Here is a 21,752-nt window from a genome sequence, read left to right as displayed (position 1 = left end):
CCCCCCGCACCCTACCCATGAACGCCCCATCCACGCCCACCGCCAACCCCGACAACGCAGCCAACGCCACGACGCCTGCACCCTTGCCCGCCCTGCCTGCCTTGCGCATCGGGCAGGGCTGGGACACCCACGCCCTGGTGCCAGGCCGCGCGCTGATCCTCGGCGGCGTGCCCATCGCCCACAGCAAGGGCCTGCTGGGCCACTCCGACGCCGACGTGCTGCTGCACGCGCTGACCGACGCGCTGCTGGGCGGCGCGGGCCTGGGCGACATCGGCCGGCACTTCCCGGACACCGACCCGGCCTTCCGCGGCGCAGATTCGACCGTGTTGCTGCAAGAGGCCTACCGCCGCGTGCAGCAGCAGGGCTGGCGCATCGTCAATATCGACAGCACCATCATCGCCCAGGCCCCCAAGCTGGCGCCGCACATCGATGCCATGCGCCAGCACATCGCCGCCGCGCTGGGCCTGCAGGCCGCGCAGGTCAACATCAAGGCCAAGACGGCCGAAAAGCTCGGCCCCGTGGGCCAGGGCCAGGCCATGCAGGCCCAGGCGATGGTGCTGCTGGCCGCGGCAGCGGCAGCGGCCTGAAACAGGCAGCGGGCACCGAAGGCTCTGCCATGCTCGGCCACATTGCCCCGGTCTTTCTCATCCTGGCGCTGGGCGTGTTGCTGCGGCGGCTGCCGCAAACGCCGGCGGCGCTGTTTCCGGCGCTGGAATGGTTCAGCTTTTACGTGGCCTTCCCGGCGCTGCTGCTATTGCGCACCGCACAGCTGGAGCTGCACTGGCAGGCTGTGCAGCAGCTGGCGCTGCTGGTGCTGGGCCCCAGCGCGCTGGTGCTGCTGCTGTGCCTGCTGGGCCTGCGCCTGGCGCGGCAACTGCCCGATGCGGCGCGCTCCTCGGTGGTGCAGGGCGCCATCCGGCCCAGCACCTATTTCGGCCTGGCGGTGGCGGGCTTCGTCTTCCCGGCCGATGTGGCGGCGCTGGTGATGCTGGCGCTGGCCATTGCGCTGCCGGTCGTGAATGTGGTGGCCATCGTTGCGCTGACCTGGTGGAGCGGCCAGCGCACCACAGCCCGGCGCATTGCCGTCGGCCTGCTGCGCAACCCCATCATCCTGGCCACGCTGGCCGGCCTGCTCTACAACGCCGGCGGCTGGCCACTGCCGCAGGCGGCGGCCCAGACCTTGCTGTTTTTGGGCAATGCCGCCATGGCGCTGGGGCTGGTGTGTGTAGGCGGCGGGTTGGACTTTCGCCTGCAGGGCGCGCAACCCTGGGCCGTGGTGGGCACCAACATCGCCAAGCTGCTGGCGCTGCCGGCCATCACCTGGCTGGCCTGCCAGGCCCTGCAGGCCAGCGCCGCCAGCACACTGGCGGCGTGCTTTTACGCGGCGCTGCCCACGGCCCCCAACGCCTACATCATGGCCCGGCAAATGGGCGGCGATGCGCGCCTGATGGCCACGCTCATCACCACGCAAACCCTGTTGGCCCTGCTGAGCCTGCCGCTGTGGCTGGCCTGGCTACAAGGCCCCGGTTAGAGCGTGTTATGCACCCTTCGACCAGTGATAAGCTGGCCCACCCACAACCATGGCGCAGTGCCATGGCCGCCACTTTGGCTTCAAATTCACGGAGAACCGCCCCCTATGTACCGTTTCATTGCCCGCTCCAGCGCCCCACTGCAGTATCTGGATGCAGATGCCAAGCGCCTATTGAAAATCATCGGCAAGGACGATGCCGCCACGGGCATCATCACGCTGGCGCAGATCCCCGCTGCCCAGCAGGCCATTGAGCGCGCCATCGCCCAGGAGGAAACCGCCGGCAGCGAAGCGCCCCAGGCCGACCAGGCAACGCCCGCGCCGGATGACGAGCAACCGCAAGACCGCGTGGCGCTGCGCCACCGCGCCCTGCCGCTGCTGCAGCTGCTGGCCGCCGCCGCCAGCGCGCAAGAGGATGTGATCTGGGAGCATTGAGCGCCTGCGGACAATCCCTGCAGCTGTGCAGGGATCATCCACAAACTCATGCCGCTGCAGTCTGCAAGCTGACGACGTACAGCTTGCGCTTGGCCCTGGTGGCGGCAATGTAGAGGCGCCGTTGGCGGTCCTCCATGCCTTCTTGGTTGGCCGGAACCTCAGCCGAATCGACGATCACCACCAGCTCGAACTCCAGCCCGGCGCAGGCCTGCAGGCTCATGAGCTTGACCGTATCGGCCGCTGGATCGAACTCGCCCGTGCCGCGGCGCATCTGGTGGGGGATGTGCTGGTAGCGCAGCGCGCCGTGGCAGACATCGAGCTGGAAGCGGTTGTCACACAACACCGCCATCTGGCCCCAGGCGATGCCCGCCTCACGGCGCGCCTGCAGAAGCAGCTCGGCCACTTTGCGCCCCTGGGCGCGCAGGCTGGGGGCCGGGAACAGCAGCACCGAATCGCCCGAGCGACCGCTGCTGCGCGGCTTCAGGCGCGGAATGCCTTGCGGCCCAACCTCGATGGGCGCGGCCAGCGTGCCCGCCATGTGCAGTGCCGCATTGAATATGGGCTCGGGGTTGCGCTGGTTCAGCGTCAAATGCTGCACTTGGCGCGTATCAATGCCATGCTGGTGCAACTGCACAAGCCCGGTGCGCTTGCGCTTGAGGATGCTTTGCGCGTCATCAAAGTACAGCACCAGGTGGTTGGTCGCCGGCGTGGGCAGCTGTGTCAGCACGCCCAGCCAGCTGGCCGGAAAGTCGTGCGCCTCATCAACCAGCACCGCCGCATACTGCCCGGCCGGGATGGAGCCATCGGAGAGCGCGCGCAGCACGCGCTCGACGATGTTCTTGATCTGCGCCGAGGCCGGCATGCTGCGCGGCGGCAGCTCCAGGTGGTAAGCAATCAACTGCTCGCGGCACCAGCGGTGAAAGTGCCGCACCACCACCTGCTGCGGCGACAGGCCCTGGCGCATCAGCTCGTACTGCAGCCAAACCGCCAGCGGCTCGTTGTAGCACAGCACCAGAATCGGCCCGTGGATGCCGCGCGCCGCGTACTGCTGCACCAGATAGGTCAGATGGGCGCGCAGCATACGGGTCTTGCCGGAGCCGGCCACGCCGTGCACGATGTGGTGGCCCGCATCCGGGCCAGTGGCATCGGGCATGTCCTGCAGCAGCGACGGGCTTTGCGACGCGAGCGAATCCAGCGCCGTGCCGGCATGCTGCCTGCGCGGCGCCTGCGCCCTGCGCAACCAGGCCGGCAGCAAGGCCTGCGGGCCTGGGCGCTGCAGCTTGGCCATCGCACGCTCCAGCAGGGAGGTCGGCCCTTTGGACACAGGCCCTTGGCCGTCCTCATCATCGGGCGGGGAAACCGGTGTCATGGCCAGAATCGAACGAAGTGCGTGGGGACAAATGCAAAGCGGCACACGCCGCAGTATGAGCGGGGCTTGCAAACGATGCGCCGCCCAGAACCTGCGTATTTTATGGAGCGCTGCCAGGCCTGGCGTGGCTGCGCACGGCTGGCCCTACCCATGCCAGGGGCTGGGCTGACCTTGGACATACCGCACGGCAGCCGCATTCAGCGCTTTGGCATCGCGCAGGCAAAAAAAAGCCCACATGCTTGGCATGTGGGCTTGTGGTTTGGTGCCGGTTGTCGGCTCCGCAAACTGAGCGATCCTCATAGGAGAAACCGCCCCGCCAGCAGGCAAACTAGGCAACGGTACCGTAATGATACCGTAACCAGCACCACTGACACCCACCCAGCGGGCTGCTGCAACCTCAACATCATACGTCGCCCGACGCAACACCTCTCGACGCTGCGCCACACGCTCATGCATCAGCCGCGCTAGCGTAGCCGAAAAACCCGACAAATCACCCCCCATCAACCGCCGATAAACCCGGATTTTTTCTGACGTTGTGGACAACTGCAACGGTCGATATCGCCAACCAGCAGCATCGACGCGAATCCCACCAACCAGCGACGGCACCAGCATCACGCCAGGCTGTCCGTAAACGACAGGATGGGGAATCAACCTGCGCGGCACCTGTGGCGCTGCGAACGGCAACTGCACCAGAACGACGGCAGCCGACGCCTCAGCGACCAGCGGTTGAGGGCGAACAGAAAACCTCGACAAATCGCCAACAACCCGCGCCTGGTACGAGATTTTCGGCACACGACGACAAAAATCCTGCCAACGTTTTGCAGCGTAACGACGAATTTTCACCCTCATCCAGTCGTCAGGATGAACAACGTCTGGCACGTAGCAGTCGTCCTCGAACTCCTGCAAAAACCTAGCGCGATCTGCAACGCTCTGCGCCGTCACCCCAGGCAGCGACAGGGGACGATATCCCTCCAGCAGGACAGCCGGAGGGGATGACCTTTTGATTCCTATATCCTGAACAGTCAGAGGGGCCGCCACCCCGGCACCCCCACCAACGCGCAGCGATGGAACGGCGTAAAACACTGTCCGCAACGAAACATACCCCCCCACACCAACGGCAGGAGTAGGACGCGCCCGCCCCACACTCGCAATTACCCGAGAACCCGTACTCCAGTAACCGACACGCGCAGGCTGCCACTCGAACTGCGTCTGACGCGTAGTCCATTCACGCCCCTGCCCCCGAACGTCACTCACTGGAACTGCCTGTTTCTGCAACTCAAAACACCCGCGAAACGCACCACCGCTGGAAAATCGACGAACGCCCCGCAACTGCGTCGCAAACAGCAGCGCCCGCGCCACCGAATCGTCCGCAACCGTATCGATGAAATGCCCGCCAGCATTACCGCCAAACGGCAGCCAATCCTGCTCATCATCGGCACTGTCCGTCAGCATGTATGCCAGCAAACCAACCCCATGCCCTCCTACCGTTTTGATTCGAATAATTTCGTTTTCAACGTTTCGCCAGCCTGAAAAAATCTCATCCGCGTCAACGCCTGGGCGCAGGCGCAAAAATAAATGCAGGTGAACATGCCAACGCCGATCAGCCGTGCGGGCGACGTGTAACGCCGACACGTAACCCACCACACCACCCCACGCACGCCGACGCCGCACACGTCGTAGACGCTCATAAACGTCCTGCACAACCAACTGAACGTCCCCAGCCCCAACCGGACGCCCGACTGTCAAAACGACAGAAACGTCCCTCTCACCGCCTGAACGCTGATTCTCACGGCTGTTGAAAAACTGACCGCACGCGTGAACGGTACGCCGAACCCGCGATAGCTCGCAACACGGACAAAACGACCCCCGGCACGACGATAGCGGGCGCAGCGTGCTGGGACGCCACCCTCGCCGCCCTGTAAACGTCAACTCCGCTCTACACTCACGCAGCGTCGCGGACAAACTCGCCGCAACGCTCGACCAGGAACCGTCTGCCCGAGCAGCAACGTCGTCCAGCCCTCGCGCCAGGTCGTCAGAACGTTTTTTCGCGTCCGCGTACCTGTGGTGCGCCAGCGCCCGCCGATTCCCCCGCGAAACCAGCAGCTCCAGCAGCGACACGGATCGACCAGCAGCCAACGAGTGCTCAACGTCCGACGATAATTCCTGAACCACGTCCACACCAGAACGCAGTGGCTCTCGCAACGGGTAATCAGCCCCAGACAGGCAGCGAACGCGATCTGCGACGTAATCGCCCAAATTTCGATTAGGAGGGCAGGCTGCCAGATCGCGTAGGGCGCACGCACGATGGAATTCCGAAAAATCCCCATCCTCACCCAAGGCAGCCGACGCAGCCCTGCCAGCAACCTCATGCGCATCGAACAGGTGTTGAACCAACTGCCCGACTGGACGCCTGTTCAGCAGCAACCGACGCTCTGCTGCCGACGTCATGCGAAACGCCAGTTTTTGCCGCGATTGCGGCTGTGATACAATGTCCATGTTTTAACGTGTATTTATGGGGCCTCCGTGGCCCCTATTTTTTTGGGCGATCCACGCGGCGCTGAATAGTTCCCTCATCGCCGGTTTTTTTTCGCCTTCCGCCCTGTGGTCAACCTGTGGGCTGAGCCGTAGGCGCAGTCCATAGGTTGTCCAGCAGGGGTTAGCTGGACTGAATAACGAACTGAATCTCTATCAGGGTGGGGGTGCCACGGAGGCCGGGAAAACCTACGCGTTCGCCCCACAATGCCCCTGCCGTAGTGGCGGGGGCGGGGCTCCGCCCCTGGGGGCCGTCCCAGGCCCCGCCCCGATCAGGGACGGGGTTTGCGCACCTTGAACGGACTGGGGCCACGACCACCACCAGAACGCCGGGGCGGTAGTGGGTTAGGTTGGCGCTCCACAACAGGGGCGGCTGGGGGTTCAGGAATCCAGTCTGCGTGTGGAACCCTCTCGATTTTTTCCCTGGTGCGAATGTCGATAAATTTCGCCTGATATTGAGCCTCCCAGCTCTCCATCTGCTGCCCGTGCCGCTGGCGTTCGTCCTGAAACGCCTCCCATTTGGTGTTGAACGCGTCCTCAGCAGCGTCCAACGCAGCCCGCTGCGCCCTCAAATTGCGCTCATTGATTTCAGCCTCTGCCAGGCTGGCGTCCAGCTCCGCCCGCCTCTCTGCCAACCTCTCCTCAACCTGGGCGTCGATACCCGCCGATAGCTGGGCGTAGCGCTGGCGTTCACGCGTCGCCTCGCGCCGCTCCTCCTCCAGCCGTTTCAGGGCCTGGCGAGCCAGCTCCAGCTCTCGATCAACCCGCCGACGGTCAACCCGGATGCGCTCCCGCTCCTGTTGGAGTTTTTCTCGTTCCACCTGGGTTTCCTGCCGCACCAACTCAGGCACCCGGCTCAGTGCCGCGTCGAGCTGAACCTGTTTTTGCTGGGCTGTCGCCTGGGCAGCCTCCGCCCGTTCCTGTGCGCCCCTGATTTTTTTCTCCCATTTGCGCACGGCCTCACGTCGACGGGAGCGCTGACGTTGGCGTTCCTCATCCAACGTCTGTTTATTCTCCTCCTGCAACTGCCGCCTGACGAACTCCAGTGGCACCGCCAACTGTGCAGCCTGGCAATTAACCAATTTGATTAATTTTTCACGCTCGGAATCTAGCTGTGTTATCACCGCGTTTGCCCCCTCCAACTCTCTAAAAACCGCGTCAAAAATCTGACGCTGTTGATTCAGAATACCGGGGGCGCGACCTGTAAAAAAATCAATTTTCGTTGGGTCGTCCGGGTAATGAACCCTACTCGTATCGGCAATCTCAACATCATCAGGGGTTGGAATCTGTTTGACCTGCCCGCGCAACGCCTGCAATTCTCGGTTTTTAACGTGTTTATTTTTGGTAATTTTTTTGGGTATTCCTCGATCCATACCATATTTGATTCCAACCTCCTCATGGACAACGGTTTGCATGCGGCTCAAATAATCAATATCCCCACTGATTAATGTTGAATTGAATTTTCCGTTTATTACAGGCGTTATCAAAACGTGCAAATGGGGCGTTTCCTCGTCGTTATGGATCACAGCAGAAATCAGATTGCTGCGATCATTGTTCGCGTAATATTTGATCGTGAAATCCACGCAATCCCTAAAAAAATCCTCGATCTGTTTTTTCGGCATTTGTTTGATAAATTTGGGCGATGCGGAAAAAATCGCTTCGTTCAGCAGAATAGCGTCGCTGCGGGCACTGCGACCAGCGACCTGGCGATGCTGTTCCAATAGAAAATCGATTCGTTTTAACGCCTGGGCACGACCTGCTGCGTCCAGGGAAACACCGCCGAGATTTTGGTTCAGTTGTATGCGGGACGTATCGACGTTATTAGATACGCGCGTCCGCAGATTGTGAGACAGGGTACTCCCAATCTCGCTGGAGTCGTATTTTTTTATTCTGTGCATAATAAATTTTTTCATAATCGAAACTCCGTTTAATTTAAAATGGGGGGTACGATGCGCAGCGAGTAGGGGGCCTGCCCCCTGGGGTCGAGGGGCATCCCCTCGCCCACGGAATCTAACCAGCGTCAGCGGGGTTAGATGGAGTGGGTCTATCAGGCCCGCAGGCGGGCCTGATGCGCCAGGCAATGCGAGGTCGGGGATCAGCCCGTTCAGGGCTGGAACCCGCTGAGCGAGCCGGGCACGGGGGCGGCTACCAGCACGCCCCAATACAGCAGGCGAAAAAAAACGCCCGCAAAAAATGGGGGCGTTTATTTGAATATCACGGCCATAACTCGGTTTTTAATTTGGCGAATAATATATTCAGCAAATCCATTTCATCGTCGTCGAGGTATTCAACTCCGTAGTCAAAAACGTGAAAAATCATAGACGATTCCTCTGCCGTTATATCGATTGTCACAGTGGCAGAGTGCATAACGTGCGAATAATCAGGTTTATCGAAATTAAACATTTTTACGCCCTCCGAATCTCTCCTGCGCACGAGCACGCAGAAACGCATCAATCTCGGATTTTTCCCATCTAGGACTATTTCGAACCAGCATCGTCGGCTGTGGCAGTTTCCCGTCCCGCAGCGATTCATAGATTGATGCCCGAGACAAACCAATATAGGCGGACAGCCGTTTGACACACAACAAATCAGAATCAGTAAATTGCTCCATCGTCAAAACCTCGCAGTGAAATGGTGAATGGTGTTGACAGACAATCTAGAACAAAAAACAACGGGATTCAACCGAATCCCGTCTGATTTACACACAGTTACCCTCCTATTTACGTAACATCAACCAATTCTGCGTCAGATAGTTCAGACAGTCCGGGGGTTGAAACCAAAAATTCAGATCGGAAATCTCTGATCGATTTCCCGTCAGCCAGCCAGTCCACCAAATCAGCCCAGCCCTGTGTCAGACGTCTGCGTTTCAGAATAAATGCTCCGCGCTGGTACGCTGTACCGTACCGATCCAGACCGTGCCCCAATTGAGCCTCAACAACGAGCCTGTCAGGGATTTCAAAATACCCCTCCAAAACCGTTTTGGCAGTAGCCCGAATACCGTGCATTGTTTGCCGCCCCAAATAACCAGCGCGGCTAAACGCCTGGCGCATGGCTCCGTCCGAGAATGGATTTCCCCGACTGCTGGCAAAAACAAATTCAGAGTTTTTGAATTGCCTCAATTTCTCCAATAATTCGAGAACCTGTTTAGGTAGCGGTATTTTGTAATAACCCTCCTCCAAACCGTCCCGAATATCCAGCTCAGCCCGACGTTTCATTTCCGTGGAAATTTTCAGAATCGTCAGCGGGCACAACCAAATCTCACGATTGAAATCAACCTCAGACCACCGCATCTGCGCCAGTGCGCCAGGACGCTGCCAGAGGTAAATCTGCGCCATGAAATAGCACCCGAGAGGGTTCAAATTGGCATACCCACTAACCAAACGAACGTCACGAATCATCAAACCAAACCGTGCAGGCTCGACGATTGAGGGGAAATTTCTGCGGACGTGAGGTTTCCCCGTCGTATACGCCGGGAGCGCGTATAGGGGGTCTGGTAGGTGCTGGTTTTTCTGGTGCCAGAGACGAACGATCCCGCACAGCAAACCGCGCACACGCCCCCGCTCGTCAGACGCGCCCACACGGTCAACCACAGACGCCAGCAGTTGGGGGGTCAACTCCTGCATCGGCACGTGCCCCAGGGCTGGGAATAGATGCCGTTTAACCCTGTCACGCGCCCTATGCTCGGTCGTGTGAGGGTGTCGCGTGCCGCTAGGGAGAGGCTGTCCAGTACGCCAGAGTTCACGGAGATGGTCAGGCATCTGCTGCCAGTCCGAGCGATGGACAAAATAATGCTCAGCAGCCTCGCGGAACGTCTCCCCTACGTCCACGGGTTGCTGAGCCTCGATAGCGGCTGCACGGATCGCTGCACGTTCCAGCGACGGGTCGTAGGTAGGGTCAGAGCGCATACGCGCCCGGTAGCCGCGCACCTCCGCGCGTGCGCTAGACAGTGAGTACTCAGATGGATATGCGCCCAGTGTCAGCGTACGGCGTTTGCCGTGGCGCATGTAATCAAAACGGAAAACGCGGGACTGTGGGCCAACAGACAGGTACAGACCACCTGCGCCTCTCTCCCCTGAATCCATCAGTTTGATTCGTTTACGTCCGTCTGGGCAGACGGCGGCGCGGCATTGTTGATCGGTCAACATGGGAACTCCTAGTTACGGTACAGAAAACCGTTCCTAGGATGCCGCGCTAACGGTACCGTAACAGTACCGTAAATGAGAGCCAGACAGAAAACTGCAAACCTGGACAAATTACCGTCGTTCTGGACGAATAACCTATTGATTTATCAGTGTTTTCTAGTGTCTGGCCCTGTGCTATGTGGTGCCGGTTGTCGGATTCGAACTGACGACCTACCGCTTACAAGGCGGGTGCTCTACCAGCTGAGCTAAACCGGCCAAGCGCGCATTGTAGCGTGCTTTTTACCGCTTCAGGCTGCTGCCATTGGCACCGGTTGGTTTCAGCGCCGGCGGCGTTTGCTTTGCTGGCGTTGCTGCTCGGCCTGCTCCTTGCGCAGCTGGCGCTCGGCATCCAAGCGCTCGCCCGTGGCCTGCCAGGCTTCGAATTCGGCGGGCGTCTCGATCGTCACGCGGCCGATGGCGCCGCTGCGAAAGTCCTGCAAGATGATTTCGGCCGTTTTCTGCGCGTTGATGCGCCCGCCTGGCAGCAAGGCGCCGCGCTGGCGGCCGATGGCCTCAAACAGCGCGTGGTCGGGCAGCTGGGCCAGCGCATCTGCGCTGGGCGCGACGGCGTAGCGCGCCAGCAGCAGCGCAGCGTAATGGCGCTGCAGGTAGGCCAGCAGCTCCAGCGCCACCAGCTCGTCGTCAAAGGCGTTGCGCCCGATGGAGCCGGCCGCCGCCAGGTTGTAGCCGCTTTGCGCCACGATGATGCGCGGCCACAGCACGCCGGGGGTGTCGAACAGGTAAAAGCCATCCTGCAAAGCAAAGCGCTGCTCGCGCCGCGTCACGCCCGGCTCGTTGGCGGCCTTGGCCGCGCGCTTGCCCACCATGGTGTTGATGAGCGTGGATTTGCCCACGTTGGGGATGCCGCAGATCAGCACGCGCATGGGCTTGTCCATGCTGCCGCGCCCGGGCGCCAGCGCCTGGCAGGCCTCGACGAGTGCGCGCGCCGGGGCGCTGTGGTGGCTGTCCATGGCCACGGCGCGGGTCTGCTGTTGCTGGCCGTACCACTGAAGCCATTGCTGCGTGCGCTCAGGATCGGCCAGGTCGGCCTTGTTGAGCACTTTCAGATTGGGCTTGTGCTGCAGCAGCTCGCGAAGCATGGGGTTGGCGCTGGAGGCCGGCAGCCGCGCATCGACCATCTCGATGACCACGTCGATGGTCTTGACCCGCTCGCCAATGGCCTTGCGGGTCAGGTGCATGTGGCCGGGAAACCATTGGATGCTCATGGGCGCTCGCTGCTGCAACAGGTGGTGTGGGATGGGCGGCGCGTGTGCTCAGCGCCGCGCCGAGCGGGCCGCCAGGGCCTTTTGCACTTCCACCTCGCCCTGCTCATGGCCGCCGCTGGGCACGCGCTCGCCAGCGCGCTCGAGCACCTGCTCCAGGCGCTGGGCCAACTGGCTGTCCACGTCCTCGCCCAGGCCGAGGTGGATGCCCTGCGTGAGGGTGATGTGCGCCGCCTCGAAGCTGCCTGCGCCGGCGCACAGGATGGTGCGCGTGGGCGCGTCCTCGTGCGCCAGCACCAGCATGGCCGGCACCACCGCCTCGGGGCTGAGCTGGGCCAACACGTCCTCGGGCAGCAGGCCAGCCGTCATGCGCGTGGCCGCCGTGGGCGCCAGCGCATTGACGCGGATGCCGTGCTTGGCCCCTTCCAGCGCCAGGGTCTGCATCAGCCCCACCTGCGCCAGCTTGGCCGCGCCGTAGTTGGACTGGCCGAAGTTGCCATACAGCCCGGTGGAGGAGGTCGTCATCACGATGCGGCCGTATTGCTGCGCCACCATGTGCGGCCAGACGGCCTTGGCACAGTGCACCGCGCCCATCAGATGCACGTCCAGCACCAGCCGAAAGTCGGCCAGATCCATCTTGGCAAAGGTCTTGTCGCGCAAAATCCCGGCGTTGTTGACCAGCACATCGACACGGCCCCAGGCCTGCATGGCCTGCTCCACCATGGCCTGCACGGCCTCGAAATCCGTCACGGAGGCGCCATTGGCCAGCGCCTGCCCGCCTGCGGCGACGATCTCATCGACCACCTGCTGCGCGGCCGAGCCGCTGCCGCCCACGCCATGCACATCACCGCCCAGGTCGTTGACCAGCACCTTGGCGCCACGCCGCGCCAGCGCCAGCGCATGCGCGCGCCCCAGGCCGCCGCCCGCGCCCGTCACAATCGCCACGCGCCCTGCAAAATCCAATGCCATTGCTGTTCCTTCGTCCGTCGTCCGTATCATTCAGCGCCTGAGTGCCGGGATTCAGTGTCTGAGTACCTGTTCAAGGCCCTGAATCAAAACGGGCGCGATCATACCCACAACCACTGCCATTGCCATGTCCGAACACGCTGCTGCGCCCCTGCCCGAAGACACCCCTGCCGCCATCCTGCCTGCGGCCAGCATGATCGTGCTGCGGCCTGGGCCTGGCGGCGGCTTCGAGGTGCTGTTGACCGAACGCGCCGCCGGTGTGCGCAACTTTGCTGGCGCGCTGGTGTTCCCTGGCGGCAAGGTGGAGCCGGGCGACGAGGCCATTGCCGAGCACAGCGGCTTTGCCGCGCACTGGCCCAATCTGGCGCCGCGCTTGCCTGACGACGACCGCGATGCCACGCACATCGCCCGGCTGTACGGCGCGGCACTGCGCGAGACGCTGGAGGAAGTCGGCCTGCTGCACACCCCTGCAGCCCAGCCTGCCAGCGCACAGGCTGTGGCCAGCGCTCGCCAGGCCCTGGCCCAAGGCATGGCCTGGTGCGAGGCGCTGGCGCAGCACGGCCTGCAGGCCTGCGTGCGGGATCTGCAACCGTTCTCGCGCTGGATCACCCCCACCACGCCCAACATGAGCCTCAAGCGCTTTGACACCTGGTTCTTCATTGCCGAGCTGATGCCCGGCCAACGCCCCGAAGCCGATGGCCATGAGGCCCAGAGCCTGCACTGGGCCACGCCAGGCGATTTTCTGCAGCGCCACCAGCAGCGTGAAATCCTGCTGGCCCCGCCGCAGATCATGACCCTGGCTCACCTGGGCCGCTTTGCCAGCGCGGCCGAGCTGCTGGCCTATGCGCGGGCGCAAACGCCTTATTGCATTGCCCCCGTCAGCGTGGACGACGCCGGCCAGCGCATGATCTGCCTGCCGGGCGATCCGCTGCACCCCCAGCCGCAACGCCAAATGCCCGGCACCACCCGCCTGGTGCTGCGGGGCCGGCATTTTGAGCCGCTGAGCGAATTCGACGCGGCCTGAGCCGCACAGCCCTTGCGGCGCACAGTGGTTCTTCGACCTGGCCTGTGCCGCCAGGCTAGGGCAGGTCAGGGGCATCGGCCGCCGCCGCGCCACCGTCCTGCCGATCCAGCACATCGATGGCCGCGCGCAGGCGCTGCCAGGCCAGGGCTTGCTGCTCATGGAAGGCGTTCCACAGCGTGTCCTCAGCCATCACGCTGTGCTCGCCCGGCGTTTCCAGCCGGAAGCTGGCGCCGCCCTCCATGGCGTTGACGCCGCGCATGTAATCGCCGTTGAAATAAAAATCCGCCAGCGCCCGCATGATCTGCTCGCCGCGCTGCCAATCGGCCTGCGCCTCTTGCAGACGCGGCAGCAGCTGGGTCCATTCACGAAACAGCGCTTGCGCCTGGTCGATGCGCGCCTGTAGCGCGCTGAGCTCGGCAGCGTCAAGGCCGCCGGGCAAATGGGACAAGCGGGGCGAGGGGGTGTCGGTCATGGCAGTTTCGGCAAAGGCTGTGGCCCCGGGCATTGCCCGAGTGCAGGGCGGCAGCGATCAGGCCGCGCCTGGGCGCTGAATGTACACGGTGCGCGCGCCGCGCCCACCGCGCAGCAACCCACAAAAAAAGCCCACCGCAATGAATGCGGTGGGCTGCACCATGGCTGGCGCGGCTGGCGGGGATCGAACCCACGACCCTTGGCTTCGGAGGCCAATACTCTATCCACTGAGCTACAGCCGCACGGGCATTTTTGACAATGCCACGCTTGTGCTTCTCCTCCTGCGAGGGGTTGAGATGCTCTTTTGACAAAAGCATCCCGGGAGGTCGAAAGCGCTTCTCTGCAAAGCGGGCGATTATGGCACGACTGGCGCGCGGCACTGCCTGTGCCAGCATCTGCGCGGGGCAGGCCGAATATAATGATTGGTTGTTATTGATAACCTTCTGTTGCTGGCCAGAATGCAGGCTGAATACCGCCTGCTCATGCCATGGCCGCGCGCAGCGACACACTCTCAGCCTGGCCTGCTATGACATTGGGACAGATTTTGCTGGCCACGCTGTTGGCTGGCGTGGGCAGCGTATGGCTTGCGGCCCTGTTGATCCGGCTGGGTGTCATGGCCCAGGGCGCGCGCGTACAAGGCCACCATTTGCTGAGTTTTGCCGCAGGCTCCCTGCTGGCCACGGCCTTCGTGCACCTGCTGCCCGAGGCCATGGAAAGCCCATCCGCCGATCTGCACACCTTGTTCACGGTGCTGTTGGCCGGACTGGTGGCTTTCTTCCTGCTGGACAAGGCTGAGCTCTGGCATCACGGGCACGAACACCACGCCCACGCTGGGCATGTGGCCCCATCCCCCCATTCACATTCGCATCCACACCTGCCTGGGGCAGCACGTCAGCGCCAGCCTGGCGGCTGGTCGATCCTGGCTGGCGACAGCGTGCATTGCTTTGGCGATGGGGTGCTGATCGCTTCGGCCTTTCTCGTCGATTGGCGCGTGGGCCTGCTGGCGGCCTTTTCGGTGCTGGCGCACGAGGTGCCGCACCACATTGGCGATTTGATCGTGCTGGCCGAGCACAGCGAAGGCCCGGCGGCGCAGCGCCATCGGGCCGCGCGCATCAAGGTGTCCGTCGCTGGCTCCATGACTGCACTGGGCGGCCTGATGGGCTATGGGCTGCTGGGGCTGCTCGATGCGCAATGGCTGCCCTATTTGCTTGTGGTAGCAGCCAGCAGCTTTATTTACGTGGCCCTGGCCGATCTGGTGCCGCAATTGCAGCTGCAGCTGACGGCGCGGCAGACGGCGCTGCAGGTCAGTTGGCTGCTGGCAGGCATGCTGCTGGTGGCCGTGGTCAGCCACGTGCTGCATGCCGGGCACGAGCACGGCGCACATGGCGGGCACGATCACGCCGGCCACCGCCACGCGCATGAAGAGCCGCCCGCCGAGTTGGGCAGCTTTCGCCAACATCCGCTGCACCTCGATCGCCTGCGCCCGCCGCCGGGCCCTAAGCCTTGATGGCGCCACCGGCAGCGCCGCGCGCCAGGCCAAGCGGGTAGACTTCGCACTTTTGTTTTGCGCCGCAGGCGCACGTGGCTGCGCTGCGCCATGCGCTGTGGGCGCGCTGCGTCAGTCCCGTATTGCACTCAGGTCTTGCCATGTCCATCCCCTCGCTGAACGAACCCACCTTGCTGCCCAACCTCGTGCAGGCTATCAACTGGAACCGCGTACAGGACGAGAAGGATCTGGAGGTCTGGAACCGCCTGACCTCCAACTTCTGGCTGCCCGAGAAGGTGCCACTGTCCAACGACATTCCGTCCTGGGCCACGCTGTCGCCGCAAGAGCAGCAGCTGACCATCCGCGTGTTCACCGGGTTGACGCTGCTCGATACGGTGCAGAACACGGTCGGGGCGCTGAGCCTGATCCCCGACGCCGTCACGCCGCACGAGGAGGCGGTTTACACCAACATCAGCTTCATGGAGGCTGTGCACGCCAAGTCCTACAGCTCGATCTTCTCGACGCTGTGCTCGATGAGCGACGTGGACGAGGCCTTCCGCTGGAGCCTGGAGAACGAATACCTGCAAAAAAAGGCCAAGATCGTCATCGGCCACTACCGCGGCGACGACCCGCTGATGCGCAAGGTCGCCAGCGTGTTTCTGGAGTCCTTTTTGTTCTACAGCGGCTTTTACCTGCCGATGTACTGGAGCAGCCGCGCCAAGCTCACCAACACGGCCGACCTGATCCGCCTGATCATCCGCGACGAGGCCGTGCACGGCTACTACATCGGCTACAAATTCCAGCAAGGCTATGCCCAGGCCGGCGCTGCGCGCCAGCAGGAGGTCAAAGACTATGCCTATGAGCTGCTGCACGACCTGTACGACAACGAGGTCAAGTACACCGAGGACCTGTACGACGGCGTGGGCTGGACCGAGGACGTGAAGAAATTCCTGCACTACAACGCCAACAAGGCGCTGATGAACCTGGGCTTCGAGGCACTGTTTCCCAGCAGCATGACCGACGTGAACCCGGCCATCATGGCCAGCCTGAACCCCGGCTCGGACGAAAACCACGACTTCTTCAGCGGCAGCGGCTCCAGCTACGTGATGGGCAAGGCCGAGGCCACCGAGGACGACGACTGGGCCTTTTGAACCATTGCGCTTCTCCATCCACCCCGCGCCCCGCCATGAACGACCACAGCACGCACGAAATCATGCAGGCCATCGGCGCCCAAGCGCGCCGCGCCAGCGCCCGCATGGCCACCGCCAGCGCCCGCGACAAGGCCCTGGCCCTGCAGACCCTGGCCGACCTGCTGCGCCAGCAGGCGCCGGCCCTGCTGGAGGCCAACGAGAAGGACGTGCAACGCGCGCGCGGCAATGGCCTGGCCGGGCCGCTGCTCGATCGCCTGACGCTGAACGAGAAAATCACGGCCACGGCCGCGCAAGGCTGCGAGCAACTGGCGGCCATGCCCGATCCGATCGGCGAGATCACCGGCCTGCGCCAGCAGCCCAGCGGCATCCGCGTGGGGCAGATGCGCGTGCCCCTGGGCGTGTTCGGCATGATTTATGAAAGCCGCCCCAACGTCACCATCGAGGCGGCCAGCCTGGCCATCAAAAGCGGCAACGCCTGCATTCTGCGCGGCGGCTCCGAAGCCATCGAATCCAACAAGGCCCTGGCCGCGCTGGTGCGCCAGGCCCTGGCCGCCGCCGGTCTGCCCGAGGACGGCGTGCAGCTCGTGCCCACCACGGATCGCGCCGCCGTGGGCGCGCTCATTACCATGCCGCAGTTCGTCGACGTCATCATCCCGCGCGGCGGCCGGGGCCTGATCGAGCGCATCAGCGCCGAGGCGCGCGTGCCGGTCATCAAGCACCTGGACGGCATCTGCCACACCTACGTCGATGACCCCTGCGACATCGAGCAGGCCGTGCGCGTGGCCGACAACGCCAAGACGCAGAAATACAGCCCCTGCAACGCCACCGAAACCCTGCTGGTGGCGCGCGGCGTGGCGCAGCACTTCCTGCCGCGCATCGCCGCCGTCTATGCCGCCAAGGGCGTGCAAATGCGCGTCACGCCCGAGGCCGAGCCCCTGGTGCGGCAGGCCGCGCCAGCGGCCCAGGTGGCACCGGCCAGCGAGGCCGACTGGCGCACCGAGCACCTGGCGCCCATCATCGGCATCAAGATCGTCGCCGGGCTGGACGAAGCCATCGCCCACATCAACGAATACGGCAGCCACCACACCGACGCCATCCTCACGCGCGACCATGTGCACGCGCAGCGCTTTCTGCGCGAGGTCGATTCGGCCAGCGTCGTCGTCAACGCCAGCACGCGCTTTGCCGATGGCTTCGAGTTCGGCCTGGGCGCCGAGATCGGCATCAGCACCGACAAATTCCACGCCCGTGGCCCGGTCGGCGTCGAGGGCCTGACCTCGCTCAAATACGTGGTGCTGGGCGCTGGCGAAATCCGCCAGTAGCCGCCCCGCAAACCCGCCAACCGACCTGTGCCAGGGGTCGCCACGTCCCCCGCACCAGCCCCGGCGCGGCACCTCACAGGTTCTAAAATTCGCCCATGCTGAAAATCAAACAAGAACTGCTGGCCGGCCTGGCCCAGGCACTGGCCGAGCTGGCGCCAGACGCAGCCGTCAAACCCAGCTTCGAGCAACCCCGCCAGCCCGAGCACGGCGACCTGGCCATCACCGCGGCCATGCAACTGGCCAAACCCCTGAAGCAAAACCCGCGCGCCCTGGGCGAGCAGCTCAAGGCCGCGCTGCAGGCCCAGCCGGCCTATCAGCAATGGGTCGAGAGCCTGGAACTGGCCGGGCCGGGCTTTCTGAACCTGCGCCTGAAGCCTGCGGCCAAGCAGGCCATCGTGCGCGAAGTGCTGCAGGCCGGCGATGCCTTTGGCATGCAGCCCGCAGCAGCCGGCCAGGCCGAGAAAGTCGTGGTCGAATTCGTCAGCGCCAACCCCACCGGCCCGCTGCACGTGGGCCACGGCCGCCAGGCGGCGCTGGGCGATGCCATCTGCAACCTGCTGGCCAGCCAGGGCTGGGACGTCACGCGCGAGTTCTATTACAACGACGCCGGCGTGCAGATCGACACCCTGACCCAAAGCGTGCAACTGCGCGCCCAGGGCATCAAGCCCGGCGACGCCGCCTGGCCCGAGGCCGCCTACAACGGCGACTACATCCAGGACATCGCCAACGACTTTCTGGCCCAAAAAACCGTCCGCGCCGACGACCGCGAATTCACCGCCAACGGCAACCCGCAGGACTATGACAACGTGCGCCAGTTCGCCGTGGCCTATCTGCGCAACGAGCAGGACAAGGACTTGCAGGCCTTCCGCCTCAAGTTCGACAACTACTACCTGGAAAGCAGCCTGTACGCCGACGGCCGCGTGGCGCGCACCGTGCAGCGCCTGATCGACCAAGGCCACACCTACGAGGAAGGCGGCGCGCTGTGGCTGCGCACCACCGATTTCGGCGACGACAAAGACCGCGTCATGCGCAAGCAAGACGGTGGCTACACCTACTTCGTGCCCGACGTGGCCTACCACCAGGCCAAGTGGGAGCGCGGTTTTGCCAAGGCCATCAACATCCAAGGCACCGACCACCACGGCACCATCGCCCGCGTGCGCGCCGGCCTGCAAGGGCTGGAGGCCGGCATCCCAAAAGGCTACCCCGACTACGTGCTGCACACCATGGTGCGCGTGGTGCGCGGCGGTGAGGAGGTCAAGATCAGCAAGCGCGCCGGCAGCTACGTCACGCTGCGCGACCTCATCGAATGGACGAGTGCTGACGCCGTGCGCTTCTTCCTGCTCAGCCGCAAGCCCGACACCGAATACACCTTCGACGTCGATCTGGCCGTGCAGCAAAACAACGACAACCCGGTGTACTACGTGCAGTACGCGCACGCGCGCATCTGCTCCGTGCTGCAGGCCTGGGGCGGCGACGCGGCCACGCTGGCCCAGGCCGATCTGGCCCCGCTGGACACCCCCGCCGCCCAGGCGCTGATGCTGCAGCTGGCCAAGTACCCCGACATGCTCACTGCCGCCGCGCGCGGCTTTGCGCCGCACGACGTCAGCTTCTATCTGCGCGAGCTGGCCGCCAGCTACCACAGCTACTACGACGCCGAGCGCATTCTGGTCGAGGACGAAGCAGTTAAACTGGCCCGTCTGGCGCTGATCGCCGCCACCGCCCAGGTGCTGCGCAACGGCTTGGGCATGCTGGGCGTGAGCGCCCCGCAGCGCATGTGATTCAACCCATGTGATTTAGAGCGTGTTATGCACTTTTCGCCCACCGCGAGAATTGCATAACACGCTCTAGGGCCCACCGGACACACAACGGCGTCAACTCCACTTGCACAGCTATGGCTATGGCAAACACCCCCCTGCGGCATGGCGGCCGCACCCCACAGCGCGGCGGCACCATCGCCGGGATCCTCATCGGCCTGCTCATCGGCTTTGCCATCGCCATTGCCGTGGCGCTGATGGTCTCGAAAATGCCGGTGCCCTTCATCAACACCCAGGCCAACACCCGCCCCTCATCGCTGGACGCGACCGAGCAGGAACGCAACCGCAGCTGGAACCCCAATGCCTCGCTGGCCGGCAGCCGCCCCAGCGGCGGCAGCACGCCGCCAACACAGGCCCCATCGCGCACCCTGCCCCCGCCACCGCGCGAGGAAATCAAGCCCCCGGTGGAGCCAGAGCCGCCCTCTGAAGTCGTGGCCGTCGCCCCCGTGGCCCAGCCCGGCGCCGACCCCCTGGGCGAACTGGCCGCCCGCGTCGGCAGCCGCCCAACTCCTGCCACAGCACAGCCCGCGCCGGCCCCTGCCACAGCAGCCCCTGCGGCAGACAGCTACCAATACTTCGTACAGGCTGGCGCATTCCGTGCCCAGGCCGACGCCGACGCCCAGCGCGCCCGCCTGGCCATGAACGGCTGGGACGCGCGCATCACCAGCCGCGAAAGCCAGGGCCAGACCATCTACCGCGTGCGCGTGGGCCCCTTCGGCAAAAGCCAGGACGCCGCCAACATCAAGCGCCAATTCGACCAACAAGGCATCGACGCCGCCGTGGTGCGCCAGCCGCGCTAAAACAAACTTGGCTTCCTAGCTGTAGTTTCTCAACACGTCGTCCCCCACAAAGCCCAGCCGGGTAGCAAGAGGCAAGTGTTGGGCTTGATCTGCACGAATACCCAGCGGGTGGCGCGGTCAATGGCCACGAACAGGTAGCGCCGCCGGCTTTCATCCTGCATTTGCGGCAGGTATTTCACGTCCACATGCACATAGCCTGGCGCGTAGTGCTTGAAGGGCTGGTGCGTTGGGGCGGGCTGCTGTAATGACCCACCCCTTTCTGCACAGGTCATGCTGCTAAAGCATACGCTTCAGCGGGTGTTTTCATGCCGAGCGCCTGATGCGGGCGTCGGTGATTGTAGAACTGGATCCAGTCACCCAGCACACGCATGGCATGCTGCTGGCTCTCAAAGCGATGACGGTGTACGCATTGCTCCTTGAGGGTACGGATGAGGCGTTCCACCATGCCGTTTTGCTGCGGGCAATGCGGGGTGATGAACTCTTGCTGCAAGCCATAGCTGCGAACCAGCCGCGTGTAATCGCGGCTGGTGAAGACCAGGCCGTTGTCCGAACGCAGCAGGAACGGCTCAGGCACACGTCCGAGCGTGCCATAGCGGGCAATCAGCGCCTGCTCCAATGCCGCCACCGCGGTACTGGCCTTGCCGCTGCGCGAGAGCTGCCAGCCCAGCAGTTGCCGGGTATGGCAATCGATAACAAGTGCCAACGTCAGCCAGCCATCACGTCCTCCCCATACCCGACACAGGTCGGTCGCCCAACGCTGGTCGGGGGCAGTCGCGACCGAAGGCAGCGCCTGGATACGTGGCCGTCGTCCCACTGCACGCTTGCGCACCTGCCAGCCCTTGAGCTGGAAGATGCGTTGCACCGTGTTCTTGTTCATCCCAAGCAAACCGGCCACGGTGCGATAACCGAACGACGGCTCGGCCTCAATCAGTGCCTTGATCGGTTTGGCCAAGGCAGGATTGACCTTCGGTGCCGCCTTGGTTGGCCGGTAGTACAGACTGCGCCTAGCCACGCCGAACCAGCGGCACAGCTTGACCATCGACACTTCAAAACCATCTTCCCGAAGCCCCTGCTGGATCGTGACCATCAGGTCTCGTCCGTACTCAGCAAGGCGGCCAGCTTTTTTCGGGCGCGCAGCTCCAGCATGGCTTCGCCATAGGCCTCTTGCAGCTCCTTGAGCTGGCGCTCGTACTGCTGGCGAACGTCCTCGGGCTTGGCGCGCAAGGCATTCTCCATGCCGCGCTTGCCGTCCTCCACCCAGCTCTCAACCTCTGCCGGGGTCAGGTCAAATTGACGACTTGCCTTGGCCACCGTCGTCTTGCCCTGGATGATCTCAAGCACCAAGGCGGACTTGCGTCGCGCCGTCCAACGTTTGATTTCTTCGTCCATGACTGCACTCATTGGGTGTCTCCTCTAGTGAAGGTAACACCTGAGCAGGAAATCAGTGGGTCAT

The 21,752-nt window shown here is 63.5% G+C and carries 19 protein-coding genes, 2 tRNA genes and 1 pseudogene; 9 read left to right on the top strand and 13 right to left on the bottom strand.

What is annotated here, in order from left to right:
• Nucleotides 1-17 precede the first annotated feature (17 nt).
• From ispF to CK620_RS03910, 3 genes are all read left to right on the top strand, one after another.
• Complete coding sequence (gene ispF, locus CK620_RS03920) at nt 18-587, top strand: 2-C-methyl-D-erythritol 2,4-cyclodiphosphate synthase (RefSeq protein ID WP_095549209.1); 570 nt, start codon at nt 18-20, stop codon at nt 585-587.
• Between the two features lie 29 nt (nt 588-616).
• Entirely contained in the window at nt 617-1,531 is a 915-nt protein-coding gene (locus CK620_RS03915; protein WP_095549208.1) for an AEC family transporter, read from the top strand.
• Between the two features lie 105 nt (nt 1,532-1,636).
• Nucleotides 1,637-1,963, top strand: coding sequence for a DUF1840 family protein (locus CK620_RS03910; protein ID WP_095549207.1), 327 nt, complete (start codon nt 1,637-1,639; stop codon nt 1,961-1,963).
• 46 nt (nt 1,964-2,009) lie between these two features.
• Here CK620_RS03910 and CK620_RS03905 read toward each other — a convergent pair whose 3' ends face one another.
• The 8 genes from CK620_RS03905 to CK620_RS03865 form a co-directional block, all read right to left on the bottom strand.
• Complete coding sequence (locus CK620_RS03905) at nt 2,010-3,332, bottom strand: 3'-5' exonuclease (protein WP_095549206.1); 1,323 nt, start codon at nt 3,330-3,332, stop codon at nt 2,010-2,012.
• A 144-nt stretch (nt 3,333-3,476) separates the two neighbouring features.
• The gene (locus CK620_RS14255; protein WP_238946003.1) at nt 3,477-4,973 is read right to left on the bottom strand and encodes a hypothetical protein; all 1,497 of its coding nucleotides are present in this window, start codon (nt 4,971-4,973) and stop codon (nt 3,477-3,479) included.
• Nucleotides 4,974-6,136: 1,163 nt separating this feature from the next.
• The gene (gene mobV / locus CK620_RS03895) at nt 6,137-7,777 is read right to left on the bottom strand and encodes a MobV family relaxase (protein ID WP_095549204.1); all 1,641 of its coding nucleotides are present in this window, start codon (nt 7,775-7,777) and stop codon (nt 6,137-6,139) included.
• Nucleotides 7,778-8,259: 482 nt separating this feature from the next.
• Entirely contained in the window at nt 8,260-8,475 is a 216-nt protein-coding gene (locus CK620_RS03885) for a helix-turn-helix transcriptional regulator (RefSeq protein WP_095549202.1), read from the bottom strand.
• Nucleotides 8,476-8,584: 109 nt separating this feature from the next.
• A complete protein-coding gene (locus CK620_RS03880; RefSeq protein WP_095549201.1) occupies nt 8,585-10,009 on the bottom strand; it encodes a tyrosine-type recombinase/integrase in 1,425 nt (474 codons plus the stop codon).
• A gap of 176 nt (nt 10,010-10,185) precedes the next feature.
• Nucleotides 10,186-10,261: transfer RNA gene (locus CK620_RS03875), tRNA-Thr, on the bottom strand.
• Nucleotides 10,262-10,323: 62 nt separating this feature from the next.
• Nucleotides 10,324-11,271, bottom strand: coding sequence for a ribosome biogenesis GTPase YlqF (ylqF, locus tag CK620_RS03870; protein WP_095549200.1), 948 nt, complete (start codon nt 11,269-11,271; stop codon nt 10,324-10,326).
• 48 nt (nt 11,272-11,319) lie between these two features.
• A complete protein-coding gene (locus CK620_RS03865) occupies nt 11,320-12,237 on the bottom strand; it encodes an SDR family NAD(P)-dependent oxidoreductase (RefSeq protein WP_095549199.1) in 918 nt (305 codons plus the stop codon).
• Nucleotides 12,238-12,361: 124 nt separating this feature from the next.
• On the opposite strand from CK620_RS03865, the gene CK620_RS03860 reads away from it, so the two are divergent.
• Nucleotides 12,362-13,258 carry an NUDIX hydrolase gene (locus CK620_RS03860; RefSeq protein ID WP_095549198.1) on the top strand — a complete coding sequence of 299 codons (897 nt, stop codon included), beginning with the start codon at nt 12,362-12,364 and terminating at the stop codon, nt 13,256-13,258.
• A 55-nt stretch (nt 13,259-13,313) separates the two neighbouring features.
• On the opposite strand, the gene CK620_RS03855 is transcribed toward CK620_RS03860, so the two are convergent.
• Both CK620_RS03855 and CK620_RS03850 read right to left on the bottom strand, forming a co-directional pair.
• Nucleotides 13,314-13,730, bottom strand: coding sequence for a DUF4298 domain-containing protein (locus CK620_RS03855; protein ID WP_095549197.1), 417 nt, complete (start codon nt 13,728-13,730; stop codon nt 13,314-13,316).
• 165 nt (nt 13,731-13,895) lie between these two features.
• Nucleotides 13,896-13,971: transfer RNA gene (locus tag CK620_RS03850), tRNA-Arg, on the bottom strand.
• 284 nt (nt 13,972-14,255) lie between these two features.
• Here CK620_RS03850 and CK620_RS03845 point away from each other — a divergent pair.
• From CK620_RS03845 to CK620_RS03825, 5 genes are all read left to right on the top strand, one after another.
• Complete coding sequence (locus CK620_RS03845) at nt 14,256-15,236, top strand: ZIP family metal transporter (protein WP_095549196.1); 981 nt, start codon at nt 14,256-14,258, stop codon at nt 15,234-15,236.
• A 140-nt stretch (nt 15,237-15,376) separates the two neighbouring features.
• Nucleotides 15,377-16,366, top strand: coding sequence for a class 1b ribonucleoside-diphosphate reductase subunit beta (gene nrdF / locus CK620_RS03840; RefSeq protein WP_238945016.1), 990 nt, complete (start codon nt 15,377-15,379; stop codon nt 16,364-16,366).
• A 35-nt stretch (nt 16,367-16,401) separates the two neighbouring features.
• A complete protein-coding gene (locus tag CK620_RS03835) occupies nt 16,402-17,685 on the top strand; it encodes a glutamate-5-semialdehyde dehydrogenase (RefSeq protein ID WP_095549195.1) in 1,284 nt (427 codons plus the stop codon).
• A 95-nt stretch (nt 17,686-17,780) separates the two neighbouring features.
• Nucleotides 17,781-19,463 (top strand): arginine--tRNA ligase, encoded by a 1,683-nt coding sequence (gene argS, locus CK620_RS03830; RefSeq protein ID WP_095549194.1) that lies wholly within the window; start codon nt 17,781-17,783, stop codon nt 19,461-19,463.
• Between the two features lie 119 nt (nt 19,464-19,582).
• The gene (locus CK620_RS03825) at nt 19,583-20,299 is read left to right on the top strand and encodes an SPOR domain-containing protein (protein ID WP_095549193.1); all 717 of its coding nucleotides are present in this window, start codon (nt 19,583-19,585) and stop codon (nt 20,297-20,299) included.
• A gap of 83 nt (nt 20,300-20,382) precedes the next feature.
• On the opposite strand, the pseudogene CK620_RS03820 reads toward CK620_RS03825, so the two are convergent.
• From CK620_RS03820 to CK620_RS03810, 3 genes and pseudogenes are all read right to left on the bottom strand, one after another.
• Nucleotides 20,383-20,526 (bottom strand): annotated as a pseudogene (locus CK620_RS03820) (IS481 family transposase); the annotation flags it as partial.
• A gap of 41 nt (nt 20,527-20,567) precedes the next feature.
• Nucleotides 20,568-21,386, bottom strand: coding sequence for an IS3 family transposase (locus tag CK620_RS03815; protein ID WP_143325912.1), 819 nt, complete (start codon nt 21,384-21,386; stop codon nt 20,568-20,570).
• Entirely contained in the window at nt 21,386-21,700 is a 315-nt protein-coding gene (locus tag CK620_RS03810) for a DUF1153 domain-containing protein (RefSeq protein ID WP_095549191.1), read from the bottom strand. Before CK620_RS03810 ends, CK620_RS03815 begins: the two co-directional genes overlap by 1 nt.
• Between the last annotated feature and the right edge of the window lie 52 nt (nt 21,701-21,752).

The organism is Vandammella animalimorsus, assembly GCF_002285285.1.
In the GTDB taxonomy this organism is placed as follows: domain Bacteria; phylum Pseudomonadota; class Gammaproteobacteria; order Burkholderiales; family Burkholderiaceae_C; genus Lampropedia; species Lampropedia animalimorsus.
This window is presented reverse-complemented; position numbering and strand designations above follow the sequence as displayed.

Bases quoted from the DNA above. Each gene is read 5' to 3' on its own strand.
- CK620_RS03810 (WP_095549191.1), bottom strand. From the start codon at position 21,700: ATGAGTGCAGTCATGGACGAAGAAATCAAACGTTGGACGGCGCGACGC.
- CK620_RS03815 (WP_143325912.1), bottom strand. From the start codon at position 21,386: ATGGTCACGATCCAGCAGGGGCTTCGGGAAGATGGTTTTGAAGTGTCG.
- CK620_RS03865 (WP_095549199.1), bottom strand. From the start codon at position 12,237: ATGGCATTGGATTTTGCAGGGCGCGTGGCGATTGTGACGGGCGCGGGC.
- CK620_RS03835 (WP_095549195.1), top strand. From the start codon at position 16,402: ATGAACGACCACAGCACGCACGAAATCATGCAGGCCATCGGCGCCCAA.
- argS (WP_095549194.1), top strand. From the start codon at position 17,781: ATGCTGAAAATCAAACAAGAACTGCTGGCCGGCCTGGCCCAGGCACTG.
- CK620_RS03910 (WP_095549207.1), top strand. From the start codon at position 1,637: ATGTACCGTTTCATTGCCCGCTCCAGCGCCCCACTGCAGTATCTGGAT.
- ispF (WP_095549209.1), top strand. From the start codon at position 18: ATGAACGCCCCATCCACGCCCACCGCCAACCCCGACAACGCAGCCAAC.
- nrdF (WP_238945016.1), top strand. From the start codon at position 15,377: ATGTCCATCCCCTCGCTGAACGAACCCACCTTGCTGCCCAACCTCGTG.
- CK620_RS03880 (WP_095549201.1), bottom strand. From the start codon at position 10,009: ATGTTGACCGATCAACAATGCCGCGCCGCCGTCTGCCCAGACGGACGT.
- CK620_RS03860 (WP_095549198.1), top strand. From the start codon at position 12,362: ATGTCCGAACACGCTGCTGCGCCCCTGCCCGAAGACACCCCTGCCGCC.
- CK620_RS03915 (WP_095549208.1), top strand. From the start codon at position 617: ATGCTCGGCCACATTGCCCCGGTCTTTCTCATCCTGGCGCTGGGCGTG.
- CK620_RS03885 (WP_095549202.1), bottom strand. From the start codon at position 8,475: ATGGAGCAATTTACTGATTCTGATTTGTTGTGTGTCAAACGGCTGTCC.
- CK620_RS03855 (WP_095549197.1), bottom strand. From the start codon at position 13,730: ATGACCGACACCCCCTCGCCCCGCTTGTCCCATTTGCCCGGCGGCCTT.
- CK620_RS03825 (WP_095549193.1), top strand. From the start codon at position 19,583: ATGGCAAACACCCCCCTGCGGCATGGCGGCCGCACCCCACAGCGCGGC.
- CK620_RS03905 (WP_095549206.1), bottom strand. From the start codon at position 3,332: ATGACACCGGTTTCCCCGCCCGATGATGAGGACGGCCAAGGGCCTGTG.
- mobV (WP_095549204.1), bottom strand. From the start codon at position 7,777: ATGAAAAAATTTATTATGCACAGAATAAAAAAATACGACTCCAGCGAG.
- ylqF (WP_095549200.1), bottom strand. From the start codon at position 11,271: ATGAGCATCCAATGGTTTCCCGGCCACATGCACCTGACCCGCAAGGCC.
- CK620_RS03845 (WP_095549196.1), top strand. From the start codon at position 14,256: ATGACATTGGGACAGATTTTGCTGGCCACGCTGTTGGCTGGCGTGGGC.